Origin of the sequence: Pseudomonas sp. M30-35 (assembly GCF_002163625.1) — a bacterium.
Lineage (GTDB): Bacteria > Pseudomonadota > Gammaproteobacteria > Pseudomonadales > Pseudomonadaceae > Aquipseudomonas.
On the sequence record NZ_CP020892.1, the window covers coordinates 1,445,653 to 1,460,392 of the forward strand.

Below are 14,740 nucleotides of genomic sequence, written 5' to 3' on the forward strand. Positions count from 1 at the left end.
TAGCAGGCGTTTAAAGCGGGGGCGATTCAGCGTCTAGGGTTTCTTTAGTGACGCCCGGCAAGTGCATGCCGCTTTCGACGACCTGGTTGCTCTCAAGTTGAGGCTGCGTCACCCAGGTGAGGATGTCGTAGTAACGGCGGATGTTACGCACAAAATGCACCGGCTCACCGCCTCGGGCATAGCCATAGCGGGTTTTGCTGTACCACTTCTTTTGCGCTAGCCGCGGCAGTATTGACTGCACGTCGAGCCATTTATTTGGGTTAAGGCCTTCAGCCTCGGTCAGCTTGCGTGCATCTTCCAAGTGTCCGCCGCCAACGTTATAAGCGGCGAGGGCGAACCAGGTCCGGTCCGGCTCAAGTATGCTGTCTGGCAGCAACTCTTTAACGTGAACAATGTATTTGGCACCGCCATCAATGCTTTGTTTAGGGTCGAGTCGATTGGATACGCCCATTGCCTGCGCGGTACGCAATGTCAGCATCATCAGCCCGCGTACGCCGGTTTTCGAGGTGGCGGTGGGTTGCCAAAGCGATTCCTGATAACCCATGGCGGCGAGTAGTCGCCAGTCTATATTGTTGCGGCGCCCAGCCTGGCGGAAAAACTGCTCGTAGCGCGGTAGGCGTTTTTGCAGGTGTTGCGCGAAGGTGTAAGCGCCCACATAGCCGAGTACATCAACGTGACCGTAATAGCGGTCGGTCAAACGTTTGAGGCTACCGTTTTCTTTGGCGCGGGCAATGAAGATGTTGACCTCATCAAGCAGGCTATGGTCTTCGCCCGGTTTTACCGCCCAGGCCAGATTGAGCGAGTCCCCGAGGTCGAATGCCACGCGTACATTGGGGAAGTACACCTGATTCATTGCCAACTCATTGGAGTCGACCAGCGTCAGGTCTATCTGGCCTTCATCTACCATGCGCAGCAAGTCGACGATTTCCACCTCGGACGACTCTTCGTACTCAAGTGTTGGTATCTGTACTTTTAGCTCGGCCAGTTGTTCGGCGTGGCTGCTGCCTTTTAGCACTACGATGCGTTTGCCGAGCAAGTCTTCAGGGCGAGTAGGGCGACGCTGACCGTTGCGGTAAATAATTTGCGGTGTGACTTCAAGGTAGGGCTTGGAAAACAGCGCCTGTTGTTTGCGTCCGGCGCTATCGACCAGACCAGCGGCAGCCAATACCGGACCATCTGCGTTGTTTAAACGGTTAAATATGTCGTCCAAATTGTCGGCTGTTTCAATTTTTAGCTCGACTTTAAGGTCGGCGGCGAAACGTTTGACCAGCTCATACTCGAAGCCGGTTTCACCGTTACGATCCTGGAAATAGGTCGCTGGGCTGTTCCTGGTGATCACGCGCAGTACACCCTCCGCCTGCACTCGCTCAAGGGTTGTGGGTACTTTTTCTTCAGCACCACAGCCATTTAGCAGCAGAAGGATTCCGATCGCTGACAGCCATTTGGCGTAGCGCGTGCGGATCGCAGATTGGGAATACATCGATGCAGTATACGCAAAGGATTCGCCTTGCAATATCTCGACAGGCGCTCGCTTCTCTGCTAGCGCGCAGACTGTCGTTTTGGCGTTGGCAAACGGGTGATGTGTTCAGCGCTTTAGGCTAGAATGCACGGCCTCAAAGCACACCCCCTTCCCAGAGGCTGTCATCGATGTTGATCTTGCGCGGCGCCCCCGCTCTTTCTGCTTTTCGTCACGGCAAGTTGCTCGAGCAACTTACCCGCAAAATACCGGCTGTTACTGGGCTGTACGCCGAATTTGCACACTTCGCCGATGTTGTCGGTGTTCTGACCACTGACGAAGAGCAAGTCTTGGCTCGCTTGTTGAAATACGGGCCGAGTGTAGACGTGCAGGAGCCAAGCGGTCGCTTGTTTCTGACGATTCCACGGTTTGGCACTATTTCACCGTGGTCGAGTAAGGCCAGTGATATCGCTCGCAACTGTGGTTTGGCGAAAATTCATCGCATTGAGCGTGGCATTGCCTACTACGTTACCGGTGAGCTGGATGCGGCTGCGCGTGAACAAGTGGCAGTGCTGCTACATGACCGCATGACTCAGTTGGTGCTGGAGAATCTGCAAGACGCTGCGGCGCTGTTCAGCCACGCCACTCCCAAGCCGTTGACCGTGGTTGACGTGCTCGGTGGCGGTCGTGCTGCTCTGGAAAAAGCCAACGTCGAGTTGGGCCTGGCGCTGGCTGATGATGAAATCGACTACTTAGTCAGCAGTTTCGGCACCATGGGCCGTAACCCGCATGACATCGAACTGATGATGTTTGCTCAGGCTAACTCTGAGCATTGTCGGCACAAGATTTTTAATGCCAGCTGGGACATCGACGGCCAGTCGCAAGAAAAATCGCTGTTCGGCATGATCAAAAATACCTACCAGATGCACAGCGAAGGCGTTCTGTCTGCCTATAAGGACAACGCTGCGGTAATCGTCGGTAGTACAGCTGGACGTTTCTTCCCGAACTCGGAAACCCGTGAATACAGCGCTGTTACAGAGCCTGTGCACATCCTGATGAAGGTTGAAACACACAACCACCCAACTGCGATTGCCCCGTTTCCGGGTGCCTCGACAGGTTCGGGCGGTGAGATTCGTGACGAAGGCGCGACCGGTCGTGGTGCCAAGCCTAAAGCTGGTCTGACTGGTTTTACCGTCTCGAACCTGCAGATTCCGGGCTTCGAACAGCCGTGGGAAGTGCCTTACGGTAAGCCTGAGCGCATTGTCACGGCCTTGGACATCATGATCGAAGGCCCGCTGGGCGGCGCTGCGTTTAACAACGAATTCGGTCGTCCGGCGCTGACGGGTTATTTCCGTACCTTCGAGCAGTTGATCAGCACGCCACACGGTGACGAAGTACGGGGTTATCACAAGCCGATCATGCTGGCCGGTGGTATGGGCAACATCCGCGAAGACCACGTACAAAAAGCTGAGATTACCGTTGGTTCCAAGCTGATCGTACTCGGCGGTCCGGCCATGCTCATTGGCTTGGGTGGCGGTGCGGCTTCGTCGATGGCAACGGGCGCGAGCTCTGCTGACCTTGATTTCGCTTCTGTGCAGCGTGAAAACCCTGAAATGGAGCGCCGCTGTCAGGAAGTTATCGACCGTTGCTGGCAGTTGGGCGAAAACAACCCGATCAGCTTTATCCACGACGTCGGCGCGGGTGGCTTGTCTAATGCCTTCCCTGAACTGGTTAACGATGGCGAGCGCGGTGGTCGTTTTGACCTGCGTGCAGTGCCTAACGATGAACCGGGCATGGCGCCACTGGAAATCTGGTGTAACGAATCCCAGGAACGTTACGTAATGGCGGTTGATGCCGCTAATTTCGAGCGTTTCAAAGCTATTTGTGAGCGTGAGCGTTGCCCATTCGCAGTGGTCGGTGAGGCCACTGAAGAGCGGCACCTGACTGTTGCGGACAGCCACTTTGGCAACAATGCGGTCGATATGCCGCTAAACGTGTTGCTCGGTAAGGCGCCGCGCATGCACCGCAGCGCCGACCGTGAAGCAGAGTTGGGCGATGACTTCGACCCCGCTAGCGTTGATATCAAAGAAGCGGTCTCCCGCGTCTTGCAACACCCAGCTGTAGCCAGCAAGAATTTCTTGATCACCATTGGCGACCGCACCATTACCGGTATGGTGGCGCGCGATCAAATGGTCGGCCCTTGGCAGGTGCCAGTGGCAGACTGTGCGGTAACTGCTTCCAGCTTCGACACCTACAGCGGTGAAGCCATGGCCATGGGTGAACGCACGCCGTTGGCTTTGCTTAACGCACCGGCCTCGGGGCGTATGGCAATTGGTGAAACCCTGACCAACATGGCGGGTGCCTGTATCGCCAAAATTTCCGACATTAAACTGTCGGCAAACTGGATGGCTGCTGCGGGCCACCCAGGTGAAGACGCTCGCCTTTATGACACGGTTAAAGCCGTCGGTATGGAGTTGTGCCCAGAGCTGGGTATTACCATTCCGGTGGGTAAAGACTCGATGTCGATGAAGACGCGCTGGCAGGACGGCGATGACGACAAGAGCGTGACGTCACCAATGTCCTTGATTGTGACTGGCTTCGCGCCGGTCACAGACATCCGTCGCACGCTGACCCCAGAGCTGCGCATGGACAAGGGCGAGACCGATCTGATCTTGATCGATCTTGGCCGTGGCCAGAATCGTATGGGCGCCTCTATTTTGGCGCAGGTATACGGCAAGCTGGCTAAGCAGGCTCCGGATGTCGATGATTCTGAAGACCTGAAAGCATTCTTCGCCGTGATTCAGGGCCTGAATGCAGACGGCCGCTTGCTGGCTTACCACGACCGTTCGGACGGTGGTTTGTTGGCGACCGTGGTGGAAATGGCTTTTGCTGGCCACTGCGGCCTCAGTCTGCAACTCGATACCTTGGCTCTCAGCCATAATGAGCTGGCGGGTGTGTTGTTCAACGAAGAGTTGGGCGCGGTTATTCAAGTTAACCAGGACTTCACCGCTGAAGTGCTTTCGCAGTTCTCTGCTGCGGGGCTGGATGACTGTGTTGCGGTTATCGGTAAGCCGGTTAATAACGGTCATGTCGAGATCAGCTACAAAGACGTCTCGGTGTTCTCTGCCGAGCGGCGCATCCTGCAACGTCAGTGGTCTGAGACCAGCTACCAGATTCAACGCCTGCGCGATAACGCTGAGTGTGCTGATCAAGAGTTCGACGCGCTACTCGAAGAAGACAATCCGGGCCTTAGCGCCAAGCTGGGCTTTGATGTCAACGAAGACATTGCGGCGCCGTATATCAAAAAAGGTCTGCGCCCACAGATTGCCGTATTGCGTGAGCAAGGTGTCAACGGCCAGGTTGAAATGGCTGCAGCGTTCGATCGCGCCGGTTTCAATGCTGTCGACGTACACATGAGCGATATTCTGGCAGGTCGTGTTGATCTCGAGGCTTTCAAAGGTTTGGTCGCGTGCGGCGGCTTCTCCTACGGCGACGTACTGGGCGCGGGGGAAGGCTGGGCTAAGTCGATCCTGTTTAACAATCGTGCACGTGATGCGTTCAGCGGCTTCTTTGAACGTAAAGACAGCTTCTCGTTGGGCGTGTGTAACGGTTGCCAGATGCTCTCCAACCTACATGAGCTGATTCCGGGCAGCGAGTTCTGGCCGCACTTTGTGCGTAACCGTTCCGAGCAGTTCGAAGCGCGTGTGGCAATGGTTCAGGTGCAGGAGTCAGAGTCGATTTTCTTGCGTGGTATGGCGGGTTCACGCATGCCAATCGCTATCGCTCACGGCGAGGGTCATGCCGAGTTTAAGAGCAACGACGCGCTGGTTGAAGCTGACTTGTCCGGTTGCGTGGCGATGCGCTTTGTCGATAACCACGGCAAGGTCACCGAAACCTATCCGGCCAATCCGAACGGTTCGCCGCGCGGTATCACGGGCCTCACCAGTCGCGATGGTCGGGTGACAATCATGATGCCGCACCCTGAGCGGGTCTTCCGCGCCGTGCAGAACTCATGGTGCCCGGATGAGTGGAATGAAGATGGCGCATGGTTGCGCATGTTCCGCAACGCCCGCGCTTGGGTCGATTAATGACCTGCGCTCGACAGGCTCGTGACTGAGCCTGTCGAGCTATTACCCGAGGCTCGCCAGGTTAATCCTGGCGATACTCTTGTGCTGTGCCGTTGTGGGCATTCGTCCACACTTCCCGATTGCTCCAACTCCTGCTCCCAAGCGTTCGCTGTCCATGCACAGCGCCAGCAATGGCTGCTGCTATGCCGTTGTGGGCGTTCTGCGCGCTCACCCTATTGTGATGGCAGTCATAGTTCATCCGTCTCCGGGTTCAAGCAGCGCTGGCTTCGCTTCTGGGGCTGAACGATTGCCGGATTTTCAGGTCTTAAGTTCAATAAGTTTAACCAGTAGTTAGATGCTTTGATGGCAAAATGGCATTATTGACTTGACTGCCTGAATTGCGGAGATCTTGATGTATAAATTGTGCTTTTACGTGCCTGAAAGTCACCTTGAAACCGTTAAAGTCGCCATTTTTGCCGCAGGTGCTGGGCATATAGGCAATTACGATAATTGCTGCTGGCAAGTACCGGGGCAGGGCCAGTTTCGCCCGCTGCCGGGCAGTCAGCCATATACGGGTGGCGAAGGGGTTTTAGAGCGACACTCTGAGTGGAAGGTCGAGCTGGTGGTGGCGGATGAGCTGATTCACGAAACGGTCAAGGCGCTCAAAGCCAGCCATCCTTACGAAACCCCAGCATTTGATGTGTGGCGTCTGTCTGATCTGCAGTTCTAAGCGATTCGCTTGGCAAGACTTGGCGGGACAGGCATCGCCTTGTCGCACTCATACACTGTTGTACTCATACACTTTGCCGCACTCATACATTGTTGCTGGGGTAGGGGGCAGCGCTGTATTGCCCACCGTCTATGGCAGCGAATATCAGGGCAATTTGCTTGAATTTGATGAACCAAGCTTCGCCCTGTCGCACTCTAAAGAGTGTCACACCCTACAGATGCAGCCGCGAATCAGGGGCGAATTTCGATCAGTGTGCCGTCTTTAACCAGCGACCAGATTTCGCGCATGTCGGTGTTTTTCATGGCAATGCAGCCGTTGGTCCAATCGAGTGTGCTGAAGTACCACTCTGGGTATTCTTCATCGATTGGCGTGCCATGAATCATGATCATGCCGCCCGGTGACAGACCTTTACTGCGAGCAGTGGCTTGGTCGCGGGCATTGGGGTATGAGATGTGCATCGACAGTTGGTAGTTGTCGCTGGTTTTGCGCCAATCAATCCAATAGATGCCTTCCGGTGTGCGTTGGTCGCCTTCAAATTGTTTGTGGCCCTTTGGCTTTTTACCCAGAGAAACACGATAGCTTTTGAATGGCTGGCCTTTGCTGATGAGTTGCAGTTTGCGTTCGGACTTGAGGATCAGCACTTTGTCGATGCGCTGAGCTTGGTTACTTTTCTGTAAAGGTGGCGGCACCGGTGTGTTTGCAAACACATTAGCAACAAAGGAAAAGCAGATTAAAGCCAGCAACCAGCGCATTAGAACGATATCCATATGATCAAAAAGCTACTTTGTAGTGTGCGCGTAAGGCCTCTAAAGACTCATTGCGGACCGGAAACCGGGCGGTTATGCGATCAGCAAAGTAGCATTCTAAAGTACGCCCGATGGTCGGGAAAGCCAGCTCTGACCAAGGGATGTCCGCTTCATTAAACAAGGCGACCTCCAGACTCTCTTCACCCACCGCAAAGTCCATGTCAGTGAGTTCTGCGCGAAAGAATACATGCACCTGATTGATGTGGGGTAAATCAATTAGGTTATACAGCGCTAAATCGTGGACTCGGGCGCAGGCTTCCTCGGCTGTTTCGCGAATAGCGGCTTGTTCAATGGTTTCACCATTCTCCATAAAGCCTGCGGGTAACGTCCAGAAACCCCGGCGCGGTTCAATGGCCCGGCGGCAGAGAAGGACTTGCTGGTTCCAAACAGGAATACAGCCCGCAACGATGCGCGGATTTTCGTAATGAATCGTGCTGCAGAGTTCGCAGACAAAGCGTAAACGGCTGTCCCCCTCAGGGATTCGATGGCTTACCGGGTTGCCACACTGACTGCAGAATTTCATGCCGTTTCCTCGTTGCTTATGGCTTATCTTGGCTTGATACGCCCGCTTGAATCAATCTCAGCGTCTCTAATAAGGCAATTTCGGCACTGTCTCAGGCTTGGGTGTCGCGGGCTTTCATGCCATTATCCAAGGAAGAAAAAGAACGCTGAGATTGCCCATGCTCGATGAGCTACTCCAACGTGTACGGTCTTACCAACCGCTAGTTCTGGAAGCAGACGATAGCTTCCCTGAAGCGGCGGTACTGGTCCCTATCACCCGTAGTGATGAACCCGAAGTCGTGCTCACCCTACGCGCCAGTGGTTTGTCCACGCACGGCGGTGAGGTTGCGTTTCCAGGCGGGCGGCGTGACCCTGAAGATCAAGATCTTGTGCAAACAGCATTGCGTGAAGCAGAAGAAGAGATCGCGTTGCCGCCGGGGTTGGTAGAAGTGATTGGCCCGCTTAGTACTCTGGTTTCGCGCCATGGTATTCAGGTCACACCCTTCGTTGGTGTGGTCCCGGACTTTGTTGATTACCGGGCCAACGACGGCGAGATTGCGGCGGTATTTTCGGTGCCACTGAAGTTTTTTCGCGAGGATCCTCGCGAAACCACCCACCGGATTGATTACCTTGGCCAGAGTTGGTACGTGCCGAGCTATCGCTTTGGCGAATATAAAATATGGGGGCTGACGGCGATCATGCTGGTCGAGCTGATTAATCTGCTCTACGACGAGTCACCGATCGATTTGCACACGCCGCCAAAGCACTTCATTAGCCTGACGTGAGGGATGAGCCATATGAAATACCGACTAGGACAATCCGCAGTCGATGCGCACCCGGAAAGCTGGGCCGCGCCGAATGCGACCTTGGTTGGCAAGATCAAGCTGGAGCAGGGCGCAAGCGTTTGGTTTAACGCTGTGCTGCGCGGCGATAACGAACTGATCCATATTGGCGAGCACAGTAATGTGCAAGACGGCAGTGTCATGCATACCGACATGGGGTTCCCGCTGACCCTCGGTAAAGGCGTTACGGTTGGCCATAACGCTATGCTGCACGGTTGCACGGTAGGCGATTACAGCCTTATTGGTATCAATGCCGTGGTGCTCAATGGCGCCAAAATTGGTAAATACTGCATCATTGGGGCGAACTCCTTGATTGGTGAAGGCAAGGAAATTCCTGATGGCTCGTTGGTCATGGGTTCGCCCGGCAAGGTCGTGCGTGAGCTGACCGATGTACAAAAGAAAATGCTTGAGGCCAGCGCCGCGCACTACGTCCACAACGCCCAGCGCTATGCCCGTGAATTGACTGAGCAAGATGGCTAATGAGTGATGAGCGTCCTGTTGCCTCACCCTGCGTACACGTTTGTGCGCTGGATGAAGAGGATATTTGCATCGGCTGCCAGCGTAACGTCGCTGAAATTACCCGCTGGAGCCGCATGGATAACCAAGAGCGCCGTGATGTGCTGGTGCAGTGCCATCAACGTGCCGTGAGCAAAGGTATTATTCTCTAGGGAGCATTTTCAAAGGCTCCTTGAAGCTTGGCTTTACGCGTATTACACATCGTTTTATCAGATTGGCTCTGATGCATTCTGCTCGGGCTGCCTCCCAAAAGGGAGCCTCTGAAACAAGTCGCTAGTCCAGGGAATTGTTATGCCTAGTATTGGAACTCCGTTGTCGCCAAGTGCGACTCGCGTATTGCTGTGTGGCTCGGGCGAGCTGGGAAAAGAAGTGGTGATCGAGCTGCAGCGTCTCGGGGTCGAGGTGATTGCTGTTGACCGCTATGCCAATGCTCCGGCGATGCAGGTTGCGCACCGTAGTCACGTGGTCAATATGCTTGATGGCGCTGAACTTCGTGCGGTGATTGAGCAGGAAAAACCGCATTACATCGTGCCCGAGATTGAGGCAATTGCCACCGCGACTCTGGCTGAGCTTGAGCGTGAAGGCTACACCGTGATCCCAAGTGCGCGCGCCGCTCAACTGACCATGAACCGCGAAGGCATTCGCCGCTTGGCCGCAGAAGAACTGGGTCTGCCAACCTCGCCGTATGAATTTGCTGACTCGTTTGAGGCGTTCCGGGCTGCTGTAAGCACTATTGGCTTCCCTTGTGTGGTTAAGCCGATCATGAGTTCTTCTGGCAAGGGCCAGTCGGTACTCAAGAGTGAGGCTGATGTACAGCAAGCATGGGATTACGCGCAGGAAGGCGGTCGCGCTGGCAAGGGGCGGGTAATTGTCGAAGGTTTTATCGACTTTGATTATGAGATTGCCCTGCTGACTGTACGTCATATCAATGGCACCACGTTTTGTGCACCTGTTGGCCATCGTCAGGAGCGCGGTGACTACCAGGAGTCGTGGCAACCTCAGCCCATGAGTCCCAAGGCCATGGCCGAGGCTGAGCGCATTGCGTTGGCGGTCACTGATTCGCTGGGCGGCCTCGGTTTGTTTGGTGTTGAGTTGTTTGTTAAGGGCGACCAGGTCTGGTTCTGTGAAATCTCGCCGCGCCCGCATGACACCGGCATGGTGACCTTGATCTCCCAAGACCTTTCCGAGTTTGCCTTGCATGCGCGGGCAATTCTAGGTCTGCCAATTCCAGTGATTCGCCAGTTTGGTCCTTCGGCTTCAGCTGTGGTGCTGGTTGAGGGGCAATCCGAGCAGGTCAGCTTCGGCAATCTGGCTGCAGCACTGGCGGAGCCCGATACCATGCTGCGCTTGTTCGGTAAGCCGCAAGTCAATGGTCAGCGGCGCATGGGTGTAGCGCTGGCGCGTGACGAGTCGCTGGAGCTGGCGCGGGGCAAAGCAACACGTGCTGCCAAGGCGGTTAACGTCGAGCTGTGAATGGCCAGAGCTGGCGTTGGTGGCTGCTGATTGGATTGACGTCGCCTGTGGTCATACCGCTGGCGCTATACACACGCCTTACTGCATTGCGTCTTGCTCCTGCTGCTGGGCCTGCCGAGGGCGTGGCCGGTGTTCGTTACGCCGGACGGCCTGTGCGACTTTTACTGCTCGGCGAGTCAACGGCGGCTGGCGTAGGCGTAAGTTGCTTGTCGCAAGCCTTGGTCGGGCAACTGGCTAGTGCGTTGGCCGACTCCCAACAGCGTCCGGTCGCATGGCGGGTGCTGGCTGAGAACGGTATTACCGCCACCCAGGCCTGCCAGCGATTGCTACCGCAGGTTCCAGCCGGCTCGTTTGATTTGGCGGTGTTGGTGTTCGGGGTTAACGACTGTAGTCACCTGACTCGGCTTAGCCGTTGGCGCGCTTCGTTGTGCAGGCTCGCCGTTGGGCTTCAAGCGGGTGGTGCGTCAGTGGTTTTTACCGGTGTTCCGCCGCTACAGTACTTTACGGCGCTGCCTTGGCTGCTGCGCTGGTTATTAGGTGCCAGAGCGCAGCAGCTGGACGCGCAATTGCAGGCGCTGGCTGATGAGCACCGCGCTCTGTATGTGCCGCTAGAACTGGATTTTTCAGACGAGTATCTGGCGCTCGATGGTTATCACCCATCAGGTGCGGGGTATCGAGTTTGGGCGCAGCATTTGGCCGCTGCGATTACTCGCTCGCTTCACTCTCGGAAGATCGACTAAGCGCTTGCCAGACTTTCACGCTTTTAACGCGGTTGTCAGACGATTGCAGAATTTCCAAGTGATAGTTGCCTATTTTTAGGCACACCGGGCTATCTGGAATACTTTCCAATGCTTCAGTGATCAAGCCGTTCAGGGTTTTTGGCCCTTCACACGATAGTTCCCAATCCAGTGCTTTGTTGATTTCGCGAATATACGCGGCACCATCGATGACGTGGGTGCCGTCGGCTTGCGGGTGAATGTCTGGATTGCGCAGGGTATTTTGGTTGCTGAAGTCGCCGACAATTTCTTCAAGAATATCTTCCAATGAAACTACGCCGATGACATCGCCATATTCATCAACGACGATACCAATGCGATGTTTTTGCTTTTGGAAGTTGATCAGCTGAGTCGAAAGCGGCGTGCTCTCGGGCACAAAGTATGGCTCCATGCAGGCGCCTAACAGGCTCTCTTTGGTCAGTTGGTTGCTGGTTAGCAGGCGGGCGATCTGGCGGATATGCACCACACCTTCGATCTGGTTGATATCAGTGCGAAAGACCGGCAAACGCGTGTGTGTCGTGCTGACCAACTGGGTAATGATGATTTCGATGTCGTCTTCGAGATTGATCCCGGTCACTTCATTGCGCGGAATCATGATGTCGTTAACCGTGACCTTTTCCAGGTCAAGAATGCCCAGCAGCATGCTTTGGCGGTTTTTCGGCAGCTCATGGCCTGACTCACGCACAACGCTGCGCAGCTCTTCGGTGGTCAGGCTGTCACTGCTTTTGCTGGTTGGGTCAACGCCCAGCAGCCTGAGAAGGCCGTTGCTGATCCAGCCGAGCATGATGACCAGCGGGTAAAACAGTTTGAGCAGTATGCTTAGGGGCATGCTGAATGGATAGGCCACGCGCTCCGGGTGCAGGGCTGCCAGGGTTTTTGGGGTGATTTCGCCGAAAATCAGCAGTGCGATGGTCAAGCCAATGGTGGCAATAGCGATACCGGCTTCGCCCCAGAGCTTGATTGCCAAGACGGTTGCGATTGAGGAGGCGAGAATATTGACGAAGTTGTTGCCGATCAGAATCGTCCCGAGCAGCCGATCGGGACGGCTGAGCAAGGCGCTGACGCGCTTGGCGCCGCGATGACCTTCTTTGGCCATGTGGCGCAGGCGATAGCGGTTGAGGCTGAGAATGCCGGTTTCGGAACTTGAGAAGAACGCTGAGCAAGCCAGCAGGAAAATCAGAACGCCAAGCAGAAAGCCGGGGGGCAAAGTGTCCACGGGGTGCGGGCCTACCTATATGTGCAGAATGAATTCGCGAACCAGCTTGCTGCCAAAGTAGGCGAGCATTAGCAGGCAGAAACCTGCAAGGGTCCAACGAATTGCCTTGTGCCCGCGCCAGCCGAGCTGATGGCGACCCCAGAGGAGTACGGCGAAGACGATCCAGGCGAAACAAGAAAGGATGGTTTTGTGCACTAAATGCTGTGCAAACAAGTCATCAATGAAAAGTGCTCCCGATAACAGCGACAACGAGAGCATGATCCAGCCAGCCCAAAGGAAACCGAACAACAAGCTTTCCATGGTTTGTAGTGGCGGGAAATTTTTGGCCAGGCCTGAAGGGTGCTTGTGCTTGAGCTGGTAGTCCTGCATCGACACGAGCAAGGCTTGAAATACCGCAATCGTCAGGATGCCGTAGGCAATGATCGACAGCAATATGTGGGCAATGATGCCGGGGCTTTCATTAATCGGGTCAATGGTGCCAACGGGCATAAACTGCGCGAGTAATACGGTGATGCAACCTAGTGGAAACAAAAACAGCAACAAGTTTTCTGTCGGAATGCGCAGGCAGGCCAATAGTGTGATACAGATCACGGCGAATGTGATGAGGCTGGCCGCGTTAAAAAAATCTAACTGCATGCCAATATCGTGATGCATTTGCACGAAAAGACTGCCGCCGTGGAACAGCAGTGCGAGTACGCCGAGCAGGCCGAGCAGGCGCTTGTTAGGGTTGCTGCGTGTGGAAAGGCGCAGTCCTTGGTAGATTGCAGCGCCGCCGTAAAGGCAGGCGGCCGCTAAGCTGGGCAGCAATGGGTGCATAAATCCTAGTAGGGAAAGCCCGAAAGGCGCTGAGTTTGGCACATAAAGCATAATTTACGAAAGACTACTGGCGGTGTCAGTGTTGCAGACAGTTGGTTATAATCACCGGCTAGTTGCAAGCCCAGCCTCGGTTCAGTTGAACCTGAAAGGAACGAGCATGTTCGAAAATTTAACAGACCGCCTCTCGCAATCACTGCGAAATGTCACTGGCAAAGCCAAGATGACAGAGGAAAACATCCAGGACACCCTGCGTGAAGTGCGCATGGCTTTGCTCGAGGCCGACGTTGCATTGCCGGTGGTCAAAGAGTTCGTTAACCGGGTTAAAGACCGCGCGGTTGGCACTGAAGTGTCGAAAAGCCTGACGCCTGGTCAAGCTTTTGTGAAGATCGTGCGCGCCGAGCTCGAAGAGCTGATGGGTGCGGCCAACGAAGATCTGGCTTTGAATGTTACGCCTCCGGCTGTCGTGCTGATGGCGGGTTTGCAAGGTGCAGGTAAAACCACCACTGTCGGCAAGCTGGCAAAGTTTCTTAAAGAACGTAAGAAGAAAAGCGTGCTGGTGGTTTCCGCTGACGTTTATCGCCCAGCGGCGATCAAGCAGTTGGAAACCCTGGCCAATGATATTGGCGTGACCTTCTTTCCGTCTGACATTACGCAAAAGCCAGTGGCGATTGCGCAGGCGGCAATTAAAGAAGCGACGCTCAAATATATTGATGTAGTGCTGGTCGATACCGCGGGTCGTTTGGCCGTTGATGCCGAAATGATGGCTGAGATCCAAGCGCTGCATGCTGCGGTCAATCCTGCTGAAACCCTGTTCGTGGTTGATGCCATGACCGGTCAGGATGCGGCGAACACCGCCAAGGCCTTCGCTGATGCCTTGCCGTTGACCGGTGTGGTGCTGACCAAGGTCGATGGTGATGCGCGTGGTGGTGCGGCGCTGTCTGTGCGCCATATCACCGGCAAGCCGATCAAATTCATCGGTATGGGCGAAAAGAGCGATGCGCTCGAGCCGTTTCACCCGGACCGTATTGCGTCACGCATCCTCGGGATGGGCGACGTACTCAGCCTGATCGAACAAGCGGAACAAACCCTTGATCGTGACAAGGCCGACAAGCTCACCAAGAAACTGAAGAAAGGTAAGGGTTTCGACCTCGAAGACTTCCGTGATCAGTTGCTGCAGATGAAAAACATGGGCGGCCTTGGCGGTCTCATGGACAAGCTGCCGCAAATGGGTGGGGTCAATCTTGCGCAGATGGGCAATGCCCAAGGCGCAGCTGAAAAGCAGTTCAAGCAAATGGAGGCCATCATCAATTCGATGACTCCAGCCGAGCGTCGCGACCCTGAAGTTATCAGTGGTTCGCGTAAGCGCCGTATTGCCATGGGTTCTGGAACTCAGGTTCAAGACATCGGCCGGCTGATAAAACAGCACAAGCAGATGCAGAAAATGATGAAGAAATTCACCGCCAAAGGCGGCATGGCGAAAATGATGCGTGGTATGGGTGGAATGTTGCCAGGTGGCGGCGGAATGCCCAAGATGTAATTCA

Annotated in this window: 14 protein-coding genes; 9 read left to right on the plus strand and 5 right to left on the minus strand. The window is 55.0% G+C overall.

Annotated features, from left to right (window positions below; all coding sequences use genetic code 11):
- Positions 1-10 precede the first annotated feature (10 nt).
- On the minus strand, positions 11-1,480 hold the full coding sequence (mltF, locus tag B9K09_RS06750) for a membrane-bound lytic murein transglycosylase MltF (RefSeq protein ID WP_087516085.1): 1,470 nt from the start codon (positions 1,478-1,480) through the stop codon (positions 11-13).
- 167 nt (positions 1,481-1,647) lie between these two features.
- Between mltF and purL the strand changes: the two genes are divergently transcribed.
- The 3 genes from purL to B9K09_RS06765 all read left to right on the plus strand — a co-directional run bounded on the left by purL (position 1,648) and on the right by B9K09_RS06765 (position 6,253).
- The gene (gene purL / locus B9K09_RS06755) at positions 1,648-5,544 is read left to right on the plus strand and encodes a phosphoribosylformylglycinamidine synthase (RefSeq protein ID WP_087516086.1); all 3,897 of its coding nucleotides are present in this window, start codon (positions 1,648-1,650) and stop codon (positions 5,542-5,544) included.
- Between the two features lie 81 nt (positions 5,545-5,625).
- The gene (locus B9K09_RS06760) at positions 5,626-5,826 is read left to right on the plus strand and encodes a CDGSH iron-sulfur domain-containing protein (RefSeq protein WP_256574304.1); all 201 of its coding nucleotides are present in this window, start codon (positions 5,626-5,628) and stop codon (positions 5,824-5,826) included.
- 109 nt (positions 5,827-5,935) lie between these two features.
- Positions 5,936-6,253 carry a YqfO family protein gene (locus B9K09_RS06765; protein ID WP_087516088.1) on the plus strand — a complete coding sequence of 106 codons (318 nt, stop codon included), beginning with the start codon at positions 5,936-5,938 and terminating at the stop codon, positions 6,251-6,253.
- Positions 6,254-6,483: 230 nt separating this feature from the next.
- Here the strand turns inward: B9K09_RS06765 and B9K09_RS06770 are convergent, their stop codons facing one another.
- Complete coding sequence (locus tag B9K09_RS06770; RefSeq protein WP_087516089.1) at positions 6,484-7,005, minus strand: murein L,D-transpeptidase family protein; 522 nt, start codon at positions 7,003-7,005, stop codon at positions 6,484-6,486.
- 19 nt (positions 7,006-7,024) lie between these two features.
- Positions 7,025-7,582, minus strand: a complete 558-nt coding sequence (locus B9K09_RS06775) for an NUDIX hydrolase (RefSeq protein WP_087516090.1) — start codon at positions 7,580-7,582, stop codon at positions 7,025-7,027.
- 157 nt (positions 7,583-7,739) lie between these two features.
- Here B9K09_RS06775 and B9K09_RS06780 point away from each other — a divergent pair, with 157 nt between their 5' ends.
- The 5 genes from B9K09_RS06780 (at position 7,740) to B9K09_RS06800 (ending at position 11,131) form a co-directional block, all read left to right on the plus strand.
- A complete protein-coding gene (locus tag B9K09_RS06780; RefSeq protein ID WP_087516091.1) occupies positions 7,740-8,345 on the plus strand; it encodes a CoA pyrophosphatase in 606 nt (201 codons plus the stop codon).
- 12 nt (positions 8,346-8,357) lie between these two features.
- Positions 8,358-8,882 (plus strand): gamma carbonic anhydrase family protein, encoded by a 525-nt coding sequence (locus tag B9K09_RS06785; protein WP_087516092.1) that lies wholly within the window; start codon positions 8,358-8,360, stop codon positions 8,880-8,882.
- On the plus strand, positions 8,882-9,070 hold the full coding sequence (locus tag B9K09_RS06790) for a DUF1289 domain-containing protein (RefSeq protein WP_087516093.1): 189 nt from the start codon (positions 8,882-8,884) through the stop codon (positions 9,068-9,070). Before B9K09_RS06785 ends, B9K09_RS06790 begins: the two co-directional genes overlap by 1 nt.
- A 139-nt stretch (positions 9,071-9,209) precedes the next feature.
- Positions 9,210-10,391 (plus strand): formate-dependent phosphoribosylglycinamide formyltransferase, encoded by a 1,182-nt coding sequence (gene purT / locus B9K09_RS06795; RefSeq protein WP_087516094.1) that lies wholly within the window; start codon positions 9,210-9,212, stop codon positions 10,389-10,391.
- Positions 10,388-11,131: an SGNH/GDSL hydrolase family protein gene (locus tag B9K09_RS06800; RefSeq protein ID WP_087516095.1), complete on the plus strand. Its 744-nt coding sequence runs from the start codon at positions 10,388-10,390 to the stop codon at positions 11,129-11,131. The genes purT and B9K09_RS06800 overlap by 4 nt, the downstream gene beginning before the upstream one ends.
- Here the strand turns inward: B9K09_RS06800 and B9K09_RS06805 are convergent.
- Entirely contained in the window at positions 11,097-12,383 is a 1,287-nt protein-coding gene (locus tag B9K09_RS06805; protein WP_087516096.1) for an HlyC/CorC family transporter, read from the minus strand. The two genes, B9K09_RS06800 and B9K09_RS06805, sit on opposite strands and share 35 nt — an antisense overlap.
- Before the next feature lie 15 nt (positions 12,384-12,398).
- On the minus strand, positions 12,399-13,199 hold the full coding sequence (locus B9K09_RS06810; protein WP_087516097.1) for an inner membrane protein YpjD: 801 nt from the start codon (positions 13,197-13,199) through the stop codon (positions 12,399-12,401).
- Positions 13,200-13,356: 157 nt separating this feature from the next.
- On the opposite strand from B9K09_RS06810, the gene ffh reads away from it, so the two are divergent.
- Positions 13,357-14,736: a signal recognition particle protein gene (gene ffh, locus B9K09_RS06815; protein ID WP_087516098.1), complete on the plus strand. Its 1,380-nt coding sequence runs from the start codon at positions 13,357-13,359 to the stop codon at positions 14,734-14,736.
- The last annotated feature ends 4 nt before the right edge of the window (positions 14,737-14,740 follow it).